General features: G+C 62.3%; 19 protein-coding genes. 6 read left to right on the top strand and 13 right to left on the bottom strand.

Annotated features, from left to right (window positions below; all coding sequences use genetic code 11):
* Window positions 1-6 precede the first annotated feature (6 nt).
* The 9 genes from paaD to SB659_RS14515 all read right to left on the bottom strand — a co-directional run bounded on the left by paaD (window position 7) and on the right by SB659_RS14515 (window position 10168).
* Window positions 7-567: a 1,2-phenylacetyl-CoA epoxidase subunit PaaD gene (gene paaD / locus SB659_RS14555; RefSeq protein ID WP_284980183.1), complete on the bottom strand. Its 561-nt coding sequence runs from the start codon at window positions 565-567 to the stop codon at window positions 7-9.
* Entirely contained in the window at window positions 564-1481 is a 918-nt protein-coding gene (gene paaC, locus SB659_RS14550) for a 1,2-phenylacetyl-CoA epoxidase subunit PaaC (protein WP_410550862.1), read from the bottom strand. Before paaC ends, paaD begins: the two co-directional genes overlap by 4 nt.
* Window positions 1478-1855 carry a 1,2-phenylacetyl-CoA epoxidase subunit PaaB gene (gene paaB / locus SB659_RS14545; protein WP_410550861.1) on the bottom strand — a complete coding sequence of 126 codons (378 nt, stop codon included), beginning with the start codon at window positions 1853-1855 and terminating at the stop codon, window positions 1478-1480. Before paaB ends, paaC begins: the two co-directional genes overlap by 4 nt.
* On the bottom strand, window positions 1855-2850 hold the full coding sequence (gene paaA / locus SB659_RS14540) for a 1,2-phenylacetyl-CoA epoxidase subunit PaaA (protein ID WP_410550860.1): 996 nt from the start codon (window positions 2848-2850) through the stop codon (window positions 1855-1857). The genes paaB and paaA overlap by 1 nt, the downstream gene beginning before the upstream one ends.
* A gap of 77 nt (window positions 2851-2927) precedes the next feature.
* Window positions 2928-3722 carry a PIG-L deacetylase family protein gene (locus SB659_RS14535; protein WP_410550859.1) on the bottom strand — a complete coding sequence of 265 codons (795 nt, stop codon included), beginning with the start codon at window positions 3720-3722 and terminating at the stop codon, window positions 2928-2930.
* Window positions 3723-4832 (bottom strand): glycosyltransferase family 4 protein, encoded by a 1110-nt coding sequence (locus tag SB659_RS14530; protein ID WP_410550858.1) that lies wholly within the window; start codon window positions 4830-4832, stop codon window positions 3723-3725.
* Window positions 4833-4870: 38 nt separating this feature from the next.
* Window positions 4871-7897 carry a hypothetical protein gene (locus SB659_RS14525; RefSeq protein ID WP_410550857.1) on the bottom strand — a complete coding sequence of 1009 codons (3027 nt, stop codon included), beginning with the start codon at window positions 7895-7897 and terminating at the stop codon, window positions 4871-4873.
* A 34-nt stretch (window positions 7898-7931) separates the two neighbouring features.
* Window positions 7932-9374, bottom strand: coding sequence for a glycosyltransferase family 4 protein (locus SB659_RS14520; RefSeq protein WP_410550856.1), 1443 nt, complete (start codon window positions 9372-9374; stop codon window positions 7932-7934).
* On the bottom strand, window positions 9371-10168 hold the full coding sequence (locus tag SB659_RS14515) for a glycosyltransferase (protein ID WP_410550855.1): 798 nt from the start codon (window positions 10166-10168) through the stop codon (window positions 9371-9373). Before SB659_RS14515 ends, SB659_RS14520 begins: the two co-directional genes overlap by 4 nt.
* Before the next feature lie 196 nt (window positions 10169-10364).
* On the opposite strand from SB659_RS14515, the gene SB659_RS14510 reads away from it, so the two are divergent.
* Window positions 10365-12584, top strand: coding sequence for a S9 family peptidase (locus tag SB659_RS14510; RefSeq protein WP_410550854.1), 2220 nt, complete (start codon window positions 10365-10367; stop codon window positions 12582-12584).
* An 18-nt stretch (window positions 12585-12602) separates the two neighbouring features.
* Here SB659_RS14510 and SB659_RS14505 read toward each other — a convergent pair whose 3' ends face one another.
* Both SB659_RS14505 and SB659_RS14500 read right to left on the bottom strand, forming a co-directional pair.
* On the bottom strand, window positions 12603-13412 hold the full coding sequence (locus SB659_RS14505; protein WP_284980175.1) for a class I SAM-dependent methyltransferase: 810 nt from the start codon (window positions 13410-13412) through the stop codon (window positions 12603-12605).
* Window positions 13413-13431: 19 nt separating this feature from the next.
* A complete protein-coding gene (locus SB659_RS14500; protein ID WP_410550853.1) occupies window positions 13432-13812 on the bottom strand; it encodes an STAS/SEC14 domain-containing protein in 381 nt (126 codons plus the stop codon).
* Between the two features lie 219 nt (window positions 13813-14031).
* Between SB659_RS14500 and SB659_RS14495 the strand changes: the two genes are divergently transcribed.
* Window positions 14032-15627 (top strand): ATP-binding protein, encoded by a 1596-nt coding sequence (locus tag SB659_RS14495; RefSeq protein WP_410550852.1) that lies wholly within the window; start codon window positions 14032-14034, stop codon window positions 15625-15627.
* A 118-nt stretch (window positions 15628-15745) separates the two neighbouring features.
* On the opposite strand, the gene SB659_RS14490 is transcribed toward SB659_RS14495, so the two are convergent.
* Window positions 15746-15922 (bottom strand): hypothetical protein, encoded by a 177-nt coding sequence (locus SB659_RS14490; RefSeq protein ID WP_284980172.1) that lies wholly within the window; start codon window positions 15920-15922, stop codon window positions 15746-15748.
* Window positions 15923-16029: 107 nt separating this feature from the next.
* Between SB659_RS14490 and SB659_RS14485 the strand changes: the two genes are divergently transcribed.
* Window positions 16030-17082 (top strand): hypothetical protein, encoded by a 1053-nt coding sequence (locus SB659_RS14485; protein ID WP_284980171.1) that lies wholly within the window; start codon window positions 16030-16032, stop codon window positions 17080-17082.
* 2 nt (window positions 17083-17084) lie between these two features.
* On the top strand, window positions 17085-18641 hold the full coding sequence (locus tag SB659_RS14480; RefSeq protein WP_410550851.1) for a putative bifunctional diguanylate cyclase/phosphodiesterase: 1557 nt from the start codon (window positions 17085-17087) through the stop codon (window positions 18639-18641).
* On the opposite strand, the gene SB659_RS14475 is transcribed toward SB659_RS14480, so the two are convergent.
* Window positions 18621-19196, bottom strand: coding sequence for a GNAT family N-acetyltransferase (locus SB659_RS14475; RefSeq protein ID WP_284975514.1), 576 nt, complete (start codon window positions 19194-19196; stop codon window positions 18621-18623). The genes SB659_RS14480 and SB659_RS14475 overlap by 21 nt on opposite strands.
* 108 nt (window positions 19197-19304) lie before the next feature.
* Between SB659_RS14475 and SB659_RS14470 the strand changes: the two genes are divergently transcribed.
* The gene (locus SB659_RS14470; protein WP_284975515.1) at window positions 19305-19763 is read left to right on the top strand and encodes a hotdog fold thioesterase; all 459 of its coding nucleotides are present in this window, start codon (window positions 19305-19307) and stop codon (window positions 19761-19763) included.
* A gap of 8 nt (window positions 19764-19771) precedes the next feature.
* Window positions 19772-21133: a phenylacetate--CoA ligase PaaK gene (gene paaK / locus SB659_RS14465; RefSeq protein WP_284980167.1), complete on the top strand. Its 1362-nt coding sequence runs from the start codon at window positions 19772-19774 to the stop codon at window positions 21131-21133.
* The last annotated feature ends 33 nt before the right edge of the window (window positions 21134-21166 follow it).

Raw genomic sequence — 21166 nt, 5'->3', positions numbered from 1 at the left:
GCTTCCTTAGAGGACTTTGAAGTAGTCGAACGGTTCCTTGCAGTCCTGGCAGACAAACAGCGCCTTGCAGGACGTGGAACCAAAACGGGTGAGTTCCTTGGTGTTCAGCGAGTTGCACTGCGGGCATTTGACCGCGAGGCTCAGCCGGACGGGCCCGGAATGTCCGCCAGCGGCAGCCCGGCCGGAGGGCGGCGCGATCCCGTACTCCTGCAGCTTCGCCTTGCCGGACTCGGTCATCCAATCCGTGGTCCACGCCGGCGCGAGCACCAGGTTGATATCCACGCTTGCGTAGCCTTGCTGCTCGAAGGCCTTCCGGAGATCGTCACCAATGGCGTCCATCGCGGGACAGCCGGAATAGGTGGGCGTGATGGTGACCTCGACGGCGGTAGTTGCGGGGCCGCCGTCGTGCGAGTCAGCCTCCCCTACCGCAGGCGTGACGCGGATGCCCCGCAGGATGCCCAGGTCCTCGATGGTCAGGACCGGGATCTCCGGATCGCAGACAGTGGACGCGATGTCCCATGCCTGCTGCTCCACCGTGCTGAGCGCCCGTGCTGCCACGCTGGTCACCAGCTTGCGCCTGGGTGCTCGCGCGCCAGGACCTGCATCTCAGCAAGGACAAAACCAAGGTGCTCAGAGTGCCTACCGCGGCGGCCACCACCGGGTGCCTGCGGAACGGAGGGGATATCAAGTTCGGCTTCGGCCATGATTTCGCCCGTCAGCCGGTCGAATGCCGAGCGGAGGCTCGACGGTTGAACCACGACGCCGGCCTCGGCCAGGCGGGTGGTCAGCTCATCGTCTTCGAACAGTTCGTCCACGTACGGCCACAAGAGCTTGAAACCCTGGGTGATGCGCTTCCTGGATTCGTCAGTGCCGCCCGCTAGGCGCAGCACCCACTGGGCACTGTGATCGCGGTGGTAATCCACTTCCTTCACGGCCTTCGCGGAGATGGCGGCAATGGTGGGATCCGTGGACGCGGTCAACGCGGTGTAGAGCTCGTACTGATAGAAACTCACAATGAACTGGCGCGCGATGGTCACTGCGAAATCACCGTTGGGCTGTTCAAACAGGTGCGCTGAACGGAACTCGTGTTCGCGGCGGAAGTACGCCAAATCATCCTCGGATTTGCCCCAAGCAGCACCGGCATAGGTCAGGAACGAACGGGCGTGGCCCAGCTGATCCAAGGCGATGTTGCCGAGCGCGATGTCTTCCTCGAGCTCAGGAGCACGGGAAATCCAGTGGCCCAAGCGCTGGGCGAGGATCAGGCCGTCGTCGCCCACGCGCAGGGCGAACTCGGCGACGTCCTCGCTGGGCTTGATCTCTCCCCTGGTGATCTCAAGGGCAATGTCTTCCGGACGCAGTGCATTACCTGGCGTGATGCGGGTGGCGCTTGCAGAACCATCTCCGGACGCACCAGCGCCGTGGACTCCTACGGAAATGTCGCCGTGGCCCTCGATAGCGAAGTCGGATTCTTTGTTGCTCACAGGTGCTTCACGCCTTCGCTCTTGGTGTAGTAGGTGGCGTGGCGGTAATCCTTGCCCTGAGGGGACTCGAAAAATGCTCCCTTGGAATCCGGGTCGCTGGAGGAGATGGCCTCTGCCGGAACCACCCAGATGGAGACGCCCTCATTGCGCCGTGTGTACAGATCCCGGGCATTTCGCAAGGCCATAGCTGCATCGGGAGCGTGCAAGGAACCAGCGTGCACATGCGAGAGACCCCGGCTGGAGCGCACGAAGACTTCCCAGAGGGACCATGGCGCTTCACGATGCTGGTCCGCAGTAGTAGCGACCTTAGGTGCTTCGCGGTTAATCTCACTGGCGGCGCTGGCCGGTACTTCGGGGTTGCCGTGGGGATCCATTATGCTACGTTCACTTTCTCTGCTTGCTTGCGGGCGTAAGCCACTGCGGCTTCGCGAACCCAAGCACCGTTTTCGTGTGCCTCACGGCGGCGCTCGATGCGCTGCGAGTTGCACGGCCCGCGGCCCGCCAGGACTTCCTTGAACTCGTTCCAGTCCAGGGGCCCGTGCTCCCACTTCTTGGTTTCTTCGTTGAAACGTACGTCCTTGTCCGGGAGGGTCAAGCCAAGGACGCGGACCTGCTCCACCATCATCCCGACGAACCGGCTGCGGAGTTCATCGTTGCTGAAGCGCTTGATGTTCCATGCCATGGACTGCTTGGAGTTGGGCGAATCGTCATCCGGCGGACCAAACATCATCAACGACGGCGCGTACCAGCGGTTCACGGCGTCTTGGGCCATCTGCTTCTGTGCAGACGTGCCGTTGGAGAGCTCAAGCAGGATCTCGAAACCCTGGCGCTGGTGGAAGGACTCTTCCTTGCAGATGCGCACCATTGCGCGGCCGTAAGGACCGTAGGAGGCGCGGCACAGGGGCACTTGGTTGCAAATGGCGGCACCATCCACAAGCCAACCGATGGCTCCCATGTCCGCCCAGGAAATCGTGGGGTAGTTAAAGATGGACGAGTACCGGGCCTTGCCGGCGATCAAATCTTCCATCATCTGGTCCCTGCTCTGGCCCAGTGTCTCTGCTGCGGAGTACAGGTACAAGCCGTGACCAGCCTCGTCCTGGACTTTGGCCATCAAGATGGACTTCCGCTTCAGGCTCGGTGCCCTGGTAATCCAGTTGGCTTCCGGCTGCATCCCGATGATTTCCGAGTGGGCATGCTGGGAGATCTGCCGTAGCAGGGTCTTGCGGTATGCCGCCGGCATCCAGTCACGCGGTTCGATGCGCGAGTCCTCCGAGATGATGCGATCAAAGTACGCCTTACCCGCTTCCTCCCGCTCCTGCTCCTCCGGGGACAGCTCAGCGGGCACTGACTGCAGATTCTGCGATGCCATGGTTGCTCCTAATAAATTACCGACCGTTCGTTCAGAATATGCGGAGCGGACGATTTCAGTCAAGCTTTTAGGAGCGTCTACACGGACGGCACGTAATAGGTTTCGGGGTGCAAGGGAATCTTGCCGTCGGGGAACAACGCGTCGGCCTGGGTAGCGTATTGCCGGATCCGGCCAGGTTTGGCGTGGAGGCCCTCGGCCCAGGTCCACGGCACAAGTCCCATGCGGTCGATGTGCGTTTGGTCCGGTCCCGCCACCATGTCGTACGGGAAATCCGAGTACATCACCAAGCGATCCCGGTGATCCGCGCCCAGACCGCGGGTGATGAGGTGGTCCACGTGGTTACCCACCCCGGCCGGACAAAACAGCAGCTCAGCCTGCGTTTGGCTCATGAGCGCAGACACAACGTTCCTTAGCTCGCGGATCAGTGCCATGTCGCCTCTGGCAATCCGACCCATGGCGATATCAAACCGATAGCTGGGGTAGCGGTGGGTGAACTCCGGGAGGAGCCTGTCCCAGGCGCTGCTCCCCAGCAGGGGTGGCTTGCGCCGGCGTCGGAACAGCGCATCCACCTCGCCGAGATGGATGGATTGGATGCCCATGTCCGCCAGGACTGCCCGGTCCTCCGCCTTCCGGGCCTCGAATAGCTCTCCGGCGTCTGACATGGTGCATTGCCGCAAAAAGGACCGCGCAGCGCGAGTGTGTGGTGCAGGCGTTGCTTCGCTGAACACCGTGGCCACGATGATCCCGCGTCCCCGGGCTTGTGCGTCCATCAGCGCGCCGCAGGACAATACGGCGTCGTCGAGGTGGGGCGAGAGGAACAACCACGGAGCGTCGCCCGCCAGCGAGTGTTCGATTGTTGATTGACGTGGCATTTACGCCCCTTCCCGGCTGCTGGGGTGCACTGCTTCTGACCCGGCTGGCGCCAAAGCCATCAGCGAGTCCCGGTATGACTTAGCCTGCATGTCGGCGAGCGCGTCCCAGTTGTACCCGGCGGCGAATTCCCGTCCGATCGATGCCGCAGTCCGAAGCCCGGAGTCCATGTAACGCCGCGCCATCTCGTCGGCGAAGGCGTTGACGTCAAAGGCGTCCACCAGCCAACCCGCACCCCGTGGAACCACATCCCTGAGGCAGGGGATGTCGAACGCGATCACCGGGGTCCCCGTGGCCAGGGCGTCGATGGCCACCAACCCAAAGGTTTCATGCCTGGAAGGCACCACCACCAGCCGTGCATCACTGAGCGCTTGGAACTTCCTGTCCCCCGACAGCCAGCCAAGCATTCTGATCCGGCCCTCAAGACCGGACTTGCCGATGGCTTCGCGCAGCTTGGCTTCGTCATGCCCGGTCCCCGCGATTAGCAGGTTGGCGTCTATGCGCTCGCTGCACTGCGCCCACGCTTCCAAGAGCAGATCCAGCCCTTTGTGGCCGAACTCCAGACGGCCGAGGAAGAGGATGTCACGCCCGAGCTTGGGTTCCGGTTTCCACGCGGAGGGGTCGACTCCGTTTCCGATGACATCCACGTGGACGTTCGGGTTATATGCCCACAAGTTGTCAGCAATTCCCTGCGAAACGGAGATGAGCCGGCGATGTTTGCGAACGCCCCACCGTTCAAGCCAGTGCAGGGGCAACTTGTATTGCCGTGCTTTGTCACGGGCGTGGAGCCATTGAACGATTCCGATGGTGGGGCGCCAAGTCCAGAGCGGTGCGGCCATGGTGGCAAAGGGCGCGAAAAAGTCCTCTACAACAAGGTCTGCCGCCGAACGGCGTTTGCGTACTTCCCAGGGCAGGCGCACTACGTATCCGAGCAGCCTGGTCAACCTGCTTTTTCCGGTGCCGATGCCGATGGGGATATAGCGTACCCCGTCCTGGACGCGCGCCTCCCAACCGGGATACCGGGTGGTCAGTACGGTGACGTCAAACCCCTTCGCTGCGAGGCGGCTGTTGATTTCGTGGGTCCTGACTGACCCGCCGCCGGCTCCTGGCATACGGGGATCCTCAAATCCCAAGTGCAAAACTCGCATTATCATTTTTCCGTCCCGTAGTCCTTGGAGGGCACCCCGATGTTGGCCGCTGCCGCGGCTTCAAGATCGGCGGGATCTACGTACCAAACAGTGGTTTCACCGTTAGTAGGGCCTGAGGTGGTGATCATCGGGGTGCCATGGGTTTTCAACCAAACGAGCATGGTGGGGTTGGCATATCCGTAGCCCTGGCTGGTGGGCTTGGACTGGGTGAGGATGTAGCTGACGCCGTTTTGTTTCATCAGGGGCGCGGAAGGCCAAATCCCGAACCGCGGATCCGCCCTGTAGGCGAACTGCGCTGTGCTGTTGGTGACGCTGATCCGGGCGTCGGGTGGAAGTTCGGCTTGTATCCAGCCGTTGGCCCTGACGAAACCGTCATCCACGGCCAGTTCGGTACGGAGCCCCAACACCACGGTGACAACCACGTAGCAAACGCTGAGGACTGCCAGCGGTCGGCGTGCTTTGGGGCGTCTTTCCCGCAGCTCCACCACAACCAGGACCGAACAGATAGCCCCGGCCACCATGACGCCGTACCCGTATTGTTCCTCGAACGTGCCGAACACTGCACTGTAGGCGCCCGCCGCGCCGAGGCCCAAGCCGGCCAACCCGATCAGACGCCGACCGGCGTAATGGCTGAAGCACAGGAGGAGCCCAACCAACGGGCACAAGCCCAACAGCACATAACTTGTACCGAAGCTGCTCCCTTGCTCAATGAGCCGCGAGACCAGGCTCGGGGACCCCTCCGCCGTAAATCCCGAGGTCTTCACCGCCCCGGACATGCGCAATACGCCGTTGCTCTTGGCCCACACCCAACTGGGGAAATATCCATTGGCAGTCACAACCAGCAGGTACACCGCATAGGGGACCAACCCGAAGCCGACCACGGCCAGCCCTTGACGCCACGGGATCGTCTTCTTCCACACAGTGGCAACGAGGACGGGGGCAACGCTGCAAATAAAGAAGAAGTCTTTACACAGCACGGAAATCCCCAGCAGCAGACCGGCGGCAGCAATCCTCAGGAAAGATCGCCTGCTCTTCTGTGCGCGTCTATCCACGAGCAAGAGCAGGCCGATCAGAGCCGGCAGCATCGCCGAAGTTTCCAGGAACGCATGGCTGTTGTTCCTGAGGACGAACGGCTCGAACGCGAGAAGCGCAGCTGTGAGCCATGCCGCCGTCGTGCTTGCCAGCTTCCGCACCAAGAGGAAACCCAGCCCCACGGTCACGGCACCCAACGCGGCGTTGAGCCAGCGCAGGTGCAAAGTGACGTCGATGATGGGTCCGGAAATGTTGAAGAGTTTGATGGCGGCGGCTTCGAGCAGGAAGTAGCCGGGTGGGTGAAGGAAAAATGGCCCATCCGGCAGCGTGGGGAAGCGGCCGGTGCTGACGGATTCACCGAGTTGGACGTACAACAGCTCATCCACCCACAGTTCAAAACCCTGCTGAAGGCCCAAGGCCCGGACACCGAACGCCCCGGCAACCACGGCAATGAAGGCAACCGCTGCGTTCGTAAACACCCAACTGCCCAAGAACGCCACTCGGGCTGTTCGCCGCTCGCCATGCTTGGACGTGCGGCGGCGCCGGGCCCGCCGTCGCCGTCGAATTCTGAGGTCGTTCCAGTACGGCAGCATGCCGCGCTGGTGGGCCAGGACTGCCACCCCGCTGACACCGGACACCAGAAGCCACACCATCGGCTGCAGATGCCCGGCCACAGCGAGGACCACCAGCAAGGCCACGGCAAGGAGCGCAGACCGGCCGACTCTCGTCCCCGGCCCGGCAGCCATCAGGATGGGCCGCGCCAACACCACCAGCACGACGGCGGCCGCTACAGACCCGACGGCACAACCGACGCTCAAGCCGAAAACGCCGTCCACCTGCCATCCGCCCCACAGACCGCCAACAACCAGCAACGACGCGCACACGAGGCCAACCTGGCAACGACGGTAGGCCCGCATGGCCAACAGCACTGTGGAAAGTCCCATCAACACCGCGTAACCCAAGCCGGCTGCGGCAAGCCACGGCAGGAGTTCCAACGAGCCGTGATATTTCTGCGGAACAATCAAGCCGGCCAACGACGCAGGCGCGGTGGCGATGATGGCAAAGGCCACCACGGCGAGTTGCCCGAAAGAAGCGAAGGCATCCCTCAGGACGCCGCCGGCGTCCACCCCTGGGGTGCGCAGCAACGGGAAGGCCACCAGCGCGGTCCCTGCCGGCACGTAAACGGGACCCTTGGCGATCGTCGAGAGGGCCTGGAAACCTGCGGCGGCCACCGATCCGTCGTCCAGAAAGCCCACCAAGACCACATCAATGCCCACCAATACCGACACCACGCACAGAACCGATGCGATGTCGCTGGTTTCAGCCCACCGCCATTTTTGGCGCACCACATGCGGGCGCCAACGGAGGTCGCGATAGAACGAACGCGGCACCAACAGTCCTCCGGCTGCACCCACGGCGAAGCCCAGGACTGCGCCTCCCGCACCCCAAGCCAGGGCAACGACCAACAGGCTGAACATCAGCCTGACCACCACTTCGCCGACGGTCCGCAAGGCGTACCACTTAAAACGCAGTTCGCCTTGAAGCCAACCTTCTTGGGCCGTCGAGGCAAAAATGGCGAAAGAACCCAGTGCCACCGCGCCGGCCATGGACGGTTTGCCCAGCGCCAGCGTCAGACCGCCCGACACGAGGGCAGCCGCAGCGCCAGCCAGGCACGAAACAAAAACCGAGAAAGCAATCCCGTCACGCCTGCCTTCAGAGCCCGCGGGATAAGCAGCCACAACGTGTGAAAGCGGTAGGGGGACCAAAGCCGCAGCCACGATACCCACGATCCCGACCATCATCGCGGCCGAGGCGAACAACGTGTAGTCGGCGGTGCCCAGCGTGTTGGCCATCAAAAGGGTGCAGGCATAACTAACGAGGCCAACCGCTCCCGCGGAGACAGCCAGGACACCGCTGTTGCCGGCTACGTCCACCGTGCTGTCCGGTGTGTTGTCCCTGCCCTGCGCTGTTGCACGCCCACGCACAGCAGTGGTCATGACGTGATCTTTTACCTCCACCAACAAATTGGCGCTACTGACCGTCGACGGCGTCGACAGGAGAGAACGCGCTTCCAGGCCCGGCGAGGAGCGTGTTCGGGCCAGCGGGACGGAGCTGCACCCCTTCGCCGCCGATCCTTGTCACGGCAGCGAAGGCTTCGAATTCGTCGCGCCCCCTCATCAACACCGATACGTAGCTCCCCCCAATCACCGCAACCTCGTCCGTTGGGCGCAGGATGGTATCCAGATCCGCTTCGGCGGGCAGATCGAACTGCGCCAAGGTTGAGAGATCCGAGTGGCTGGCGCGTGGATCTCCACCCTCCCGCAACAATTTTTCTTCCTCGAGGAGCGCCCCCGTGAGCAGCCTTGCACTCCTGTCCCATGTGAAGCATCCGGCCCATTCGCGGCACTCGGCGGCCATCACGCTGGCCGTTCGCGGTGCAGCCAACGCCCACACGGCATCGATCATTGCGTTTGCGAATTCCCTGGGCGCATCGACAAGCCATCCGGTCCTGCCTTCAACAACTGAGTCCCTAATGCCGGGAACTCGCAAGGCCAAGCAAGGTACACCCCACGCGGCCGCCTCGATCACCGAACATCCCCATCCCTCCGAAGCCGAGGTGGACGCGGTCAACCATGCCCTGCCCAACAACGCATCCCGCACCGCGTCGGGTTGATAACCGTGGAACGTCACGGCGTCGTCGAGGCCCAGGTCCATGGCCAGCTGTTGCAGACGGGACCGCTCGGGACCGTCACCAACAAGGTCCAAACGCAGTTTCGGCACGGTCCGCACGGCGACGGCGAACTGCCCCAACAACAGGTCCAGCCGCTTATGCGGCACTAAACGGCTCACGACGGCGATGGTCGGCTCAGCCGCCCGTTCTGCCACCAAAGGAGGAATGTCGATGCTGCCGTTAGGCACCACGTGGATGGGTCCGGAAAATCCGAGCTTCCGCAATTCCAAGCGGGTTGACGGCGAAACGGCGACGATGGAGCGTTGGCCGTACACCGTCTTGGCGCCGGCGCTCTCCAGGAAACGTCCCACCGCAGCCATGGGTGGGGAGAATTTTGTCCGGAACTGTTCTTGGTGGACGTGATGGACCACTTGGACGATGGGCGTAGTGCGCGGCAGGAACAAGGGGGAGAAAAACGGGATCCCGTTTTGGCAGTCAACAACGGCATCGTAATTCGCTCCGCTGCGGAGCATCTTGAGCGCTGCCTGGCCGTAAATCGACAAGGGGCCTCCCCCGCGCAGTATCCGGATCCCGTCGATGACGTCCTCCGCAGCCTGGCCCGAGTCACGCCCGGTAAACCACGTAACTTGAACTCCGTTTTGCACCCATCTACGTGAGATCTGGTGCATGTACTGTTCGGCGCCACCAGCCTGGGAATGTTGGATGTCGCGCCAGTTGAGGACCAGCACATGTTTGCCGGCAAGCTGTGCCGGGGAGTTCATGTCCGTTGTGGCATAGGTCATGCTGATGCTTTCTGAAGTTGAATCACTGAGGCGAAACTGGCCACGCCATCCTGGAAGGGGCGGAAGGTTGACTTAGCTCCGTCAGTCCAGGCAACCGGGAGCTCCACGATGCGTGCCTCATTGTTCTGGAGGCGCAAAAGGAGCTCCACGTCAAAGGCGAAGCCGGTGCTGCGGCACTGCACCATTGCCGCGGTCAAGGCGTCCCGTTCAAAGAATTTGAAGCCACATTGGGTGTCTTGGATGCCCTTGACCTTTGCTTTGGTCAGCACGCGGAACGCCGTTCCGCCCACCCTGCGCCCGAGATGCTGTGGACGCACCACGGTAGAGCCCTCCGCATGGCGGGACGCAATCACCGCTGCCGCCCCGTCCTCGAGGAGGGACATCGTCTGGGTGAGGGTTTCCAAAGGAGTAGCGAGGTCTGCGTCAAAGAAGCCGGTAAACCTGGACGTTCCGCTCAGTAGGCCACGCCGGACAGCAGCTCCCTTTCCCTGCAGGGAGCAGCCCACCAAGGAGATAGGCACCATGGCACCCGCGTCACGGGAGATACGCCGCACAACCGCCGCCGTCTCGTCCACGCTGCCGTTGTCCACCACCACAATGCGTGAGGACCATGATTGGCTGGCGAGGAAGTCCACCGTTTGTACCAACGTATTCGGAATCCTCGTTGCCTCGTTGTACGCAGGAATCACAACTTCCAAATCCACCGGCGAGCGCCGCAACGTCTCCGGATGCTGCCGGGCTTGCAGGCGCACCCGTTTTCCAACGTGGACACTGGGTGATTGAAGCGGGACCATCTGAACCTCCAACTCTTCGGAACGGAAAGGGCACAAACCGTGCTCGCCTATACTGAGTGGCACCCCAGCGCAAGTCATGACGCGAGAGTGCTGGTTCCCTGCTAAGTCGTGGACAGCTATCGCTAGCGCTGGCCCCCGTCCGGCGCTCTGAGCGAAATTCCGGCTCGGTGTCAGGGGCCCTCTATAGAGTGGCCACATGAGCCAGACTTCCTCCGCACCTGCCGCTGATACGGAACCGTCCATCCAGCCTCCCGTCGCCAAGCGTGTTCCCACGCGCCGCGAACACCATGGAGATGTGTTCGTGGACAACTACGAGTGGCTGCGGGACAAGGAATCGGAGGAGGTCATCGCGCACCTCCGGGCTGAGAACGCTTACCAGGAAGCGCAGACGGCTCATCAGGAGCCGCTCCGTGAAGCCATGTTCCAGGAAATCAAGGGACGCACGCAGGAGACTGACCTGTCCGTGCCCAGCCGCAAGGATGGGTGGTGGTACTACAGCAGGTCCGTGGAAGGCATGGAGTACAGCATCCAGTGCCGCGTGCAAGCGCAAAACACCGGTGACCGCGTGGCTGACTGGACTCCCCCCACTGTGGAGGCGGGCTTGGAGCTTCCGGGTGAACAGATCATCCTGGACGGCAACCTCGAGGCTGAAGGCAAGCCCTTCTTCAGTGTCGGCGGCGCCGCCGTGACCGTGGACGGCAATCTCTACGCCTACGCAGTGGATAACGCAGGGGACGAGCGCTTCACGCTGCGCATCAAGGATCTGCGCACGGGCGAGCTCCTCCCCGACGTTATCGAGAACATTTTTTACGGCGTGGCCTTCTCCCCTGACGGCACCCGCATCTTCTACACCCTCGCCGACGATTCGTGGCGACCCTACCAAGTGAAGTCCCACGTTTTGGGCACGCCCGTTTCCGAGGACAAGGTTCTTTATCAAGAGGACGACGTCGCCATGTGGCTCGGTTTCGACCTCGCCTCGGATCGCCGTCACCTGGTGCTCAGCATCGGCTGCTCCGAGTTCAGCGAGACCCGCCTGTTGCGCTTCGACGATCCCGATGCCGGACTGACCACCGTTATCTCTCGTGATGAACGCATCCTTTACGACGCCGAACCCTTCCTGCTGGAGGGCCGCGAAACGCTGCTCCTGACCCACAATAAGGACGCCATCAACTCGATGGTCAGCCTCGTTGATCCAGCCGAGCTCACCAAGCCGCTCGCCGAGCAGCACTGGCGTACCGTCGTCGAGCACTCCGATGACGTCCGCGTCAACGGCGCGGGCCTCACCTCAACCCATCTGGTGCTGTCCGTCCGCAAGGACACCATTGAGCGCGTCCAGGTGCTGCCGCTTGCAGGGCTCGGAACCGAAGGGCAACAGGCACCGGTGGAGCCTTCGTTCGACGAAGAGCTGTACACGGCAGGGGTTTCCGGGTCTGACTACGACGCCCCGGTAATCCGCATGGGCTACACGTCCTACTTCACGCCGTCGCGCGTCTATGACTTCGTCCTGCCTACCCCCGACCAGCCCCAGGGCCAGTTGCTGCTCCGCAAGGAAAGCCCCGTTTTGGGCGGCTACTCGCCTGCGGACTATGTGGCCACCCGCGAATGGGCCACGGCCGACGACGGCACCCGCGTGCCGCTATCCGTGCTCCGGCACGCATCGGTACAGCAGGACGGCGCTTCTGCCGGCCTGGTGTATGGCTACGGCTCCTACGAAGTGAGCATGGACCCGGGTTTCGGGGTGGCCCGGTTGTCACTCTTGGACCGCGGGATCGTCATGGTGATCGCACACATCCGCGGCGGTGGCGAGTTGGGCCGCCATTGGTATGACCAAGGCAAGAAGCTCAGCAAGAAGAACACTTTCTCCGACTTCATCACCGCCACCGACTGGCTCGCGGGTTCAGGGTGGGTGGACCCTGCCCGCATAGCTGCGATGGGCGGCTCAGCCGGCGGCCTTCTGATGGGCGCCATCGCCAACATGGCGCCCGAAAAATACGCGGCGGTGGTGGCCCAAGTGCCCTTTGTGGATGCGCTGACCACCATCCTGGACCCGGACCTTCCGCTCTCCGCCTTGGAATGGGAGGAATGGGGTAACCCGATCACCGACCCCGAGGTGTACGCCTACATGAAGTCCTACACTCCGTACGAGAATGTGCGGGCCGTGGACTATCCCAAGATTGCCGCCGTCACCTCGTTCAACGACACCAGGGTGCTGTACGTAGAGCCGGCCAAATGGGTCCAGGAGCTACGTTCGGTGACCACCGGGGCGGAGCCGGTGGTCATGAAGATTGAGATGGACGGCGGCCACGGAGGGGCGTCCGGCAGGTACGTCCAGTGGCGGGAACGGGCATGGGACTACGCGTTCGTAGCGGATGCCTTGGGCGCCACCGCACTGTTGCCCGGCGCCGGGCTGAAGTAGGACCTGCTGAAGTAGGACTCAGGCCTGCTGGGCCCGCAGGACGGCGTAATACCCGGGGATCACGTCCGAGGAGTGGGGGTTGGTGAGGGGGCGGGTCTCGATATGGGCCTCGCCCTCCGCCAAGAGATCCCAGTTGGCCGCCGGGAAGGCTTTGGTTCGCTGCGGTGCACCGAAATGTCCGGGCATCGGCAACCCGCGGATGGCCCACTCCAGCGGCTCTGGAATGGAATTCCGGGTGGCGCCCAGGTGGCTGACGTAGTCCACGGGAGTGCCCCGGAAGTTGGTTTCTGCCAGGAATACGCTGCCCCGGGATCCGATGACGGGACGCAGGTTCTCGGCCAACGCAGCTCGCCCCTCGCGGTCCAGGACGTGCAGCACTCCCCGGATAAAGACGTTGGCTTCGCCCTTCCAGCCGGCGGCTTCGAGCGCCGTCGCTACGGTGCCCGCCGCGTCAGGTGCCGTCATGTCGCAGACCGCGAACGACGTCGTCGTCATTCCCGCGGACTCCTGACGGGCCCGTTCCACAGCGTTGGCGGAATAGTCGAGTCCCAGCGCGTGCGGGAAATGCCGGGCCAGGAGGCGGGTGAAGCTGCCATTGCCACACCCAACGTCCACCACGGGAAGCGCCGGGTCCAGTTGGGCCAGGATGGGGAGGTAGCCGTTGAGTTCATGGTCGCTGCCGGAGTCCCATAGGACATCCCCGCCGGCTCCGGTGGACCGTACGTCGCCCCAGTACTTATCCCAGGCAGTGGAGGCGTCTTTAGGCGCGGAAGAAGAGAGCCTGATGAGGCGAGGTACCAGCAGGTACTTCCGGAGAGCGGAGAACATGATCTAAATATAAGCGTCCTTACACGCCCAACAGCCACTCCAGGGCTTCTGTCTCGGACGTAAAGAACTTGGTGGGGCACGGCGCTTTCATGATGCCGAGGAAGAAATTGGCGATAACCCTGTCCACGGGTGAGGCGCCAAGCAGTGCGATCCGCGATGCCTGGCAGGGTTTGGCGAACACCGAACGGGCACCCCTGGTGACGTCGTCGGTGGTGGCCATATCCACGATCATCGGATGCCGGTTGGCGCCACAGAGTTCGTTAACCCGATCCATGGCCCTTTGGGCGTCCGGTTCCTTGATCTTGGCACCCCGGGGCCAGGTCAGGCGCAAATAGCCGGGGTCTTGGAGCTTGAGCTCAAACGCGACCTCTTGCTGGTTTGGTGTTGCTTCCGGCTTCACTATTCTCCTCGATTGCAGTCTGCCTCAAGGCTGACTAATCCGCAGGCCAAAGTAAAGACGCAGGTAAACACTCATGCGGCTTGTTCAGCGCCGAACCTCCGTACCGGCCTACCGCTGATAGTGTGTTGCCAAATCCGCAATTCGGGTGGGCAATATCGTCTTGGAGGTGGTTCTGTGGGCCCGACTGGCTCCAATGCGCAGCACGCTCCGCTTGCTGTCGTGGCAGATTCAGACCAGGACCGCCTGGGAGCAAGCACAACTGCGCTGACGTCAGCGGGTTTCGAGGTACTTGCGGCGTATGACCCGGCCTCGCTTGCGGCCTTGATCAACGCGCGGACGCCCTCGGTGATCGTCGTCGAAAACGCACTGGCCGACAGCCTCCACAATCCTGGCGCGCCCATCCTCCTGCTCGTTGGGCCGGAAGACTCCGTGGATCCGAAGACCGTGGAGGCATGGCGCCAGGCGGACTATATCTTCAGCCCGGTGCGCAATGACGAACTGGTCCAGCGGGTCAAAGCCCTGGTGGGCCGTGCAGCCGAACGTGTCCGGAACCGCAGCAAGGTCGAGGCCCTGCGCGAAAACCTCCGTAACGTTTCGGCGGCGATCCGGGAAACCAATGATCCACAAATCATCGCCAACCATGTTGTCTGCGGATTCGGCAGGGCCTTGGATGTGGACCACGTATGGTTCGCGACGTTCCGCGATGAACGGGTCCCCCTGATCCGCGCCCAATGTAACCGGCCCGGCCTTCCCCAGCTCCCAGCGAAGCTTGGCCCCAGTGAAGAGACCATCATCGAGGTATCCAATCGGTTGTGGGCCGAGGCGGAAGTCCTGGCCGTGACCGATCACCGGGAGGAACCCGATTCCCGGATCACCATGGCCCTGCACGAATGGGCTGAGGAGATCCACCCGATTTCCACAGTGTTGCTCCCCGTAGGCGAGGGCAGCTCCGCCCTGGGTGTCATCTTGCTCGCCACCGTGCAGGAGAGGCACCCGTGGACCAGTGCCGAAATCGCCCTCATGCAGCACGTGGCGGCGAACGTAGCCCATGGACTGATCCAAGGCCACCTCATTGGCGCCCAACAGCGCGTGCTTCACCAGTTGAGGCAATTGGACAAAGCCAAAACAGACTTCCTCGCCACCGTAAACCACGAACTCCGCACTCCGCTGACCTCCATCACGGCTTACTTGGACATGATTCGTGACGGCGCCGGCGGACCGGTTCCGGACGGCATCAGCAGCATGCTCGACGTCGTAACCCGCAACTCGGACAGGCTCCGCACGCTCATCGAGGACATGCTTACGGTGTCCATGCAGGACGCCAGCAACCTGGACCTTAAACCTGTGGACATCGCCAAACTGCTCCAAGTAGTGGTGGCAACTTTGCGCCCCCTGGCTGAATCCCGCCACATCTCGGTGTCCTTCTCGGAGGCGTCGGAGGACGTGGAGATCACAGCTGACGAAGCCAAGCTTGAACAGGTCTTCACCAACATCGTTGCCAACGCCATCAAGTTCACGCCCGTGGGCGGCCAGGTGGGGATCACCAGTTCAGTGACCGCCTCCAACGGTGGACGAACCTCTGCGGTGGTACGCATCGCCGACACTGGACTTGGTATCCCGGAGCACGACCTGCCGCACATTTTCACCCGCTTCTACCGGGCCTCCAACGCTACGTCGGCAGCCGTGCCCGGGAGTGGACTGGGGTTGGCGATCGCGCATGACATCATCAGCCGCCACATGGGCAAAATGGTGTTCGACTCCACGCTGGGTACCGGGACCACAGTATCCGTGGAGCTTCCCGTTGGTGGTCCCTAGGCACGCTTTCGCAACACAGCGCGCTGAGAAGAACGATTAAAACAACGATGCCCCGGGTAGTCACCCGGGGCATCGTGCTGTTTCATCAGCCTGTCAGGACAGGCCGTCCTATCCCCAATTAGTTCGGCCACCACCCAATCGTCGTGGTATTCGTCTTGGTGGTGGTCACGCTGTTAGGCCACCATCCGATTGCCGTGGTGTTGGTTTCCTGGGTTGGCGCGGCATTGGCCGGAGCAACGAATCCTGCTACCGCCAAAATGCCTGCCATGAGCAGGGTTACTGCAAATTTCTTCATCCGCTGTGCCCTTTCAAACTGATGCGAACTTCAGTATGTGATATGTAAAAACGTCACCCCGCAAACTATACGAGCTTTTGTCCATCTTTGACATGGATAATGAGCACATGCAGAGTCCGCAGTTAGCCCCCCACCTTGTCGCCGGGCTCACTGCGCGCGCCAAATGGAAAGAGCGGGACTTTGAGGACGCGTATCGCTTGGCCGGTGAAGCCGCACATCTTGCCCAGGCCGCCGGTGATCACCTTTTGTGGTGGAATATGCTCTACCTCCAAGCTGAGTGCCTGAGGGACCAGGGAAACATTGAGCAATACCTGAAGCTGGCTACGGATCTGAACAACCTCCAATTGACCGCCACCTCCCCGGAGCTCGGCGCGAAGGCCGGCACCCTCTTGGCCGTTGCTTTACAGGGCTCTGGCCGGCTTCCGGAAGCCGCGGAAGTGGCGTCCGCGGCTGCGCAACTGGCTGCCCAGGATCCCGAACTGCGTTATGTTCAAGTGCTGGCCCAGCGTGCTTTGATTGCGGCTTTGGCCGAAAGCAGACGCTTGGAGGACGCCTGGCGGGAGTGCCTCGTCCTGGAAACGCTCCTGACGGATGAAGTTGACGAGGATACAGCCGGAAAGGGCTACTGGGTCATCGGGAACGTAGCCTTCCTCACCGATCACGTCTCAGAGGGCGTTCGATATCACGATCAGGCTGCCGAATGGCTTTCGCCCTCCAAAGATGTCGATTTATGGGCCCGCTTCAATCGGGCATCGGCCGAAATGCGATTACAGGCAAAGCTCAACGACGCAGCAACGCTTCGATGCATTGAGCGTGCGGAACTGGCCACGGATATCGTGGGGGGATCCGAGCGGGACCATTTGGAAATGGCGCTGGTTAGGGCACACTGGAATTTCCTCATTCAAGACATCCCTGAGGCGTTGGCAATTCTTGAACCGCTGTGTGCCCGATCCTCCATCTTGGCCACCCAAACGGCGGCCGAAGCGCATTTCCTCTTGGCGCGGGCGTTGGTGGAAGCAGGAAGGCGCGACGACGCCGTGGCAACCTTCGAGGAAACGGCGCGGCTGTTCGACGAGGCCGCACTACCGGAGCGGAGCGCCGCAGTTCGTGAACACCTGCTGCATATCGATGACCGGCCGAACAGGTCCTATGGGGAGTGACCATGTCTGAGGAAACCGCGTACTCCGCGGACGATCCCCGCCTGGGCCTCCTCTTGGAGGGCATCGTCAGGTTGGCTGCGGGAGACCTGGAAACGAGGATCGAGGTCTCAGCTGCGCGCGATGAGATCGACGCTGTAATCATGGGAACCAACCTGTTGGCCGAAGACCTACAGATCATCTACGAGGAGCTCGAACAGCGGGTGGAAGCCCGCACCCAGCAGCTCAATGATGCCCGCTTGGCAATGCAACACATGGCCATGACCGATCCCTTGACCGGGTTGAGCAACCGATCTGCATTCTCTGCGGCGCTGGCGGAGGCCCAAGCGGCCGGCCTCGAAACGAGCACCAAGCCGGCGATTCTTCTCCTGGACATGGACGGGTTCAAGGCCATCAACGACTCTTTGGGCCACACCATCGGGGACAAAGTACTGGAGACCGTCGCCCGCCGGATCTCGGGGGCAGTCCGGGAACAAGACATGGTGGCCCGTATGGGCGGCGACGAGTTTGCTGTTCTTTTGCCGGACGTATCCCCTGCCATGGCGGCTTCAGTCGGAAACCGGATCCTGGCGGCTTTGGACGGCCTGATAGAGATCGAGGGACACCACCTTCGGTGTGGGGCCAGCATGGGCCTGCGCATGGCTGATCCAGGCGTCAGCGCTGATGACTTGATGATGGAAGTCGATATTGCCATGTACGAATCCAAAGCGGACGGGAGGGGCAAACTCAAGGCATTCGAGCCGTCCATGTTGCACGTACGGCAGATGCGCAACCAGCTGGTGGCCGAGCTCAAAGAGGCCATTGCAGGCTCCCAATTGGTGCTGTACTACCAGCCGATCATCCGCTTGGACACCCGGGAGATAGAGGGCGTCGAGGCGTTGGTCCGCTGGAACCACCCCACGCGTGGGATCGTCATGCCAGACGAGTTCATCCCTATCGCCGAAGAAACCGGGATGATCTCGCAATTGGGCGGCTGGGTGCTGCGTGCCGCCGTCGAGCAGTTGAAGCTATGGCGCAGCGACCCCCTGACGTCAAGCCATAACTTCTCTATGCGTATCAACGTTTCGGCTCCCGACCTGCAAAGGCTTGAGTTCGTGGAAGAGGTGCGGGAAGCCCTGTCGGCGTCCGGGCTGGACCCGGCCGCCCTTGTCCTTGAGCTGACCGAAAGCGCCGTTATCCAAGGGAACGCCCTGGACCGCTACACGCTGAGCAGCCTCCAGCGGCTCGGTGTGGGGCTGGAGATCGATGACTTCGGCACAGGTTACTCGTCCATCAGCTACCTCCGGCAGCTGCCCGTGGACGCCGTGAAGGTGGACAGGACCCTGCTTGCCGCCCTGGGGAGTGATCCCTCGCAACCAGCCCTTCTTGCCGCAGTGCTGCAACTGATCCGGGCGTGCGGACTGAATGCCGTGTGGGAGGGTATCGAAACAGAAGAACAAGCCGATTACCTCCTGAGCATCGGCTGCACCAGCGGCCAGGGGTATTACTTCAGCAGACCGCTGCCCGAAGCTGAGATGACTGAACAACTGAAACTCCACAAGTCATGGCCGATTGAGTCCTGAGTCCTGCCTGCCCCGCCATTCGGCGTCGAGGATCGCGTAGATATTCTCGGTTGCCCATTGGCCCTTGTAGTGCCAGTTATCCACCAGGGCGGCCTCCAAACGCATGCCCAGCCGTTGGCAAATTCCAGCTGAGCCTGTGTTGAGGGCATCGAGTTTCGCGTCGACGCGGTGGAAGGCGAGCTGGCCGAAGGCCAAATCCAGGACAGCTTCGGCGGCCTCGGTAGCGATCCCTTGGCCGCGGGCATCCGGATGCAGAATCCAGCCGATCTCACCTTGGCCTGTCCCCTCAAGCCACTTCAGGACAATCTCGCCCTGCAACCCGGGCCGGTCCTTCCGCTCAATCGCCAGGCAAACCCAGTCCCCCTCCCCTGTGAACTGGAAGTTTGCGTACCGCCCGAGGACTTCCATGGACCGGGTCCTGCTGAGCTCGTTGCGGAAGAGGAAGCGGGCAGTCTCCGGAAGCGACTGGTAGCCGTGGAACCGGTCCAGGTCTTCGGCTTCAAAGCGCCGCAGGACCAGCCGCTCCGTGGTGATGGGAAGTTCGATATCGGGCATGTCATAGAGGCTACTAGGCCGTCCCGGAACTTGGTCCAGTCTTGACAGTTCAAGCGATCTGGGATTACCTAATGAACATTCGGTAAATAAAGCTGGAGGCAATGACGCATGGTGGAAACAACCCTTTCCGGTGCATCGCACCACATCCTGGCCAACGACCCCGCGTCGGAATGGATGGGGATCGAGGTCCTCAAGATCGACGACGGCCACGCCACCATCCGCATGACGCTCCGCCACGAGATGCTCAACGGTTTCGGCATGGCGCACGGCGGAATGATCTTCGCCTTCGGTGACACGGCCTTCGCCTTGGCCTGCAACCCGGCGAACCCCACCCCCGAGGAATCCTCCACCATCACAGTGGCGTCCGGCGTCGACATTAACTTCATCAAGCCGGCGTTCCGAGGCCAAGCGATCACCGCCGTCGCCAATCGCCGCGCCAGTGCCGGCCGAAGCGGGCTTTACGACATCCAGATTTACGCCGCCACGCCCGGCACCACTCCAGACGGTACCCCCGGGGAACTCATCGCCGAGTTCCGTGGACGCAGCCGCACCATCTCCAAGAAGTAGGAACCCAGATGACCCAGAACACCGTGGCCGCACCTTCCGGCTCCACCTCCAAAGACAGTGCACCCGTCCTGGACCGCGAAGAAACCATCTCCCGCGACGAACTCGAGGCCCTCCAGCTGAGCCGGCTGCAGCACACAGTGGCCTACGCCTACGATCGCGTCCCGCTGTACAAGCGCAAATTCGACGACGCCGGTGTGCACCCCACCGACTTGAAGGAACTCAGCGACCTCGGCAAGTTCCCGTACACCACCAAGGAAGACCTCCGCCTGGAGTACCCCTTCGGCATGTTCGCCGTACCGCAGGACCAGGTTGCACGCATCCACGCCAGTTCCGGAACCACCGGCCGTCCCACAGTGGTTGGTTACACCAAGAACGACCTCGCTACCTGGGCAACCCTGGTGGCACGGTCCTTCCGTGCCTCGGGCGTCCGCCCCGGAATGAAGGTCCACAATGCCTACGGTTACGGGCTGTTCACCGGCGGCCTCGGCGCCCACGCCGGCGCTGAAGCACTCGGCTGCACGGTCATCCCGATCTCCGGCGGCCAAACCGAGCGCCAGATCCAACTCATCCAGGACTTCAAGCCGGACGCGATCCTGGCCACTCCGACCTACCTGCTAACCATCGCGGACGCCATGGCCCACCAAGGCATCGACCCCACGTCCACCTCGCTGAAATACGCAGTCCTCGGCGCCGAGCCGTGGACCGAGGAGATGCGGCACGAACTCGAAGTCACCATGAACATCAAGGCCTCGGACATTTACGGCCTTTCTGAGGTGATGGGCCCGGGCGTTGCCGGCGAAGCTGTTGAAACGCAGGACGGCTGCCACATTTGGGAGGACCACTTCCGCCCCGAAATCATCGACCCCTTCGACCCCTCGCGGGGCGAAAGCTCAGTCTTGGGCGACGGCGAACCCGGCGAACTCGTCTTCACGTCGTTGACGAAGGAAGCGCTGCCGATCATCCGCTACCGCACCAAGGACCTGACCCGCCTGCTCCCCGGCACTGCTCGTCCGGCACACCGCCGCATGGGCCGCATCACCGGCCGCAGCGATGACATGATCATCCTCCGCGGCGTGAACCTGTTCCCATCCCAGATCGAAGAAATCGCGCTCCGCATCCCGGAACTGAGCCCCCACTTCCAACTCGAGCTCACCCGCCCCGAGGGCAAGCGGATGGATTCACTCACGGTACGCATTGAACGCCGCGAGTCCGTGTCCGCTGAATCAAGCACGACGGCGGCCCGCACCTTGCGTGAGCAAATCAAGATCCATGTAGGGTCCTCTTGCGTGGTGGAAGTAGTGGATCCCGGTTCCCTCGAGCGTTCCAACGGCAAGCTGCGCCGCATCTACGACCTGCGCCCCAAGGGCTGAGCGGCTTCCGCTCGCTGAGATCATGAGAAAATG

The sequence above is a fragment of the Arthrobacter sp. SIMBA_036 genome (genome assembly GCF_046535135.1).
GTDB lineage: Bacteria > Actinomycetota > Actinomycetes > Actinomycetales > Micrococcaceae > Arthrobacter.
Note: the sequence above shows the minus strand (reverse complement) of the source record. Positions and strands in the feature narration are given on the sequence as shown.

Bases quoted from the DNA above. Each gene is read 5' to 3' on its own strand.
- SB659_RS14525 (WP_410550857.1), bottom strand. From the start codon at position 7,897: ATGACCACTGCTGTGCGTGGGCGTGCAACAGCGCAGGGCAGGGACAAC.
- SB659_RS14490 (WP_284980172.1), bottom strand. From the start codon at position 15,922: ATGAAGAAATTTGCAGTAACCCTGCTCATGGCAGGCATTTTGGCGGTA.
- SB659_RS14510 (WP_410550854.1), top strand. From the start codon at position 10,365: ATGAGCCAGACTTCCTCCGCACCTGCCGCTGATACGGAACCGTCCATC.
- SB659_RS14530 (WP_410550858.1), bottom strand. From the start codon at position 4,832: ATGCCAGGAGCCGGCGGCGGGTCAGTCAGGACCCACGAAATCAACAGC.
- SB659_RS14515 (WP_410550855.1), bottom strand. From the start codon at position 10,168: ATGGTCCCGCTTCAATCACCCAGTGTCCACGTTGGAAAACGGGTGCGC.
- SB659_RS14505 (WP_284980175.1), bottom strand. From the start codon at position 13,412: ATGTTCTCCGCTCTCCGGAAGTACCTGCTGGTACCTCGCCTCATCAGG.
- SB659_RS14520 (WP_410550856.1), bottom strand. From the start codon at position 9,374: ATGACCTATGCCACAACGGACATGAACTCCCCGGCACAGCTTGCCGGC.
- SB659_RS14535 (WP_410550859.1), bottom strand. From the start codon at position 3,722: ATGCCACGTCAATCAACAATCGAACACTCGCTGGCGGGCGACGCTCCG.
- SB659_RS14470 (WP_284975515.1), top strand. From the start codon at position 19,305: ATGGTGGAAACAACCCTTTCCGGTGCATCGCACCACATCCTGGCCAAC.
- paaA (WP_410550860.1), bottom strand. From the start codon at position 2,850: ATGGCATCGCAGAATCTGCAGTCAGTGCCCGCTGAGCTGTCCCCGGAG.
- SB659_RS14480 (WP_410550851.1), top strand. From the start codon at position 17,085: ATGTCTGAGGAAACCGCGTACTCCGCGGACGATCCCCGCCTGGGCCTC.
- paaB (WP_410550861.1), bottom strand. From the start codon at position 1,855: ATGGATCCCCACGGCAACCCCGAAGTACCGGCCAGCGCCGCCAGTGAG.
- paaK (WP_284980167.1), top strand. From the start codon at position 19,772: ATGACCCAGAACACCGTGGCCGCACCTTCCGGCTCCACCTCCAAAGAC.
- SB659_RS14475 (WP_284975514.1), bottom strand. From the start codon at position 19,196: ATGCCCGATATCGAACTTCCCATCACCACGGAGCGGCTGGTCCTGCGG.
- SB659_RS14485 (WP_284980171.1), top strand. From the start codon at position 16,030: ATGCAGAGTCCGCAGTTAGCCCCCCACCTTGTCGCCGGGCTCACTGCG.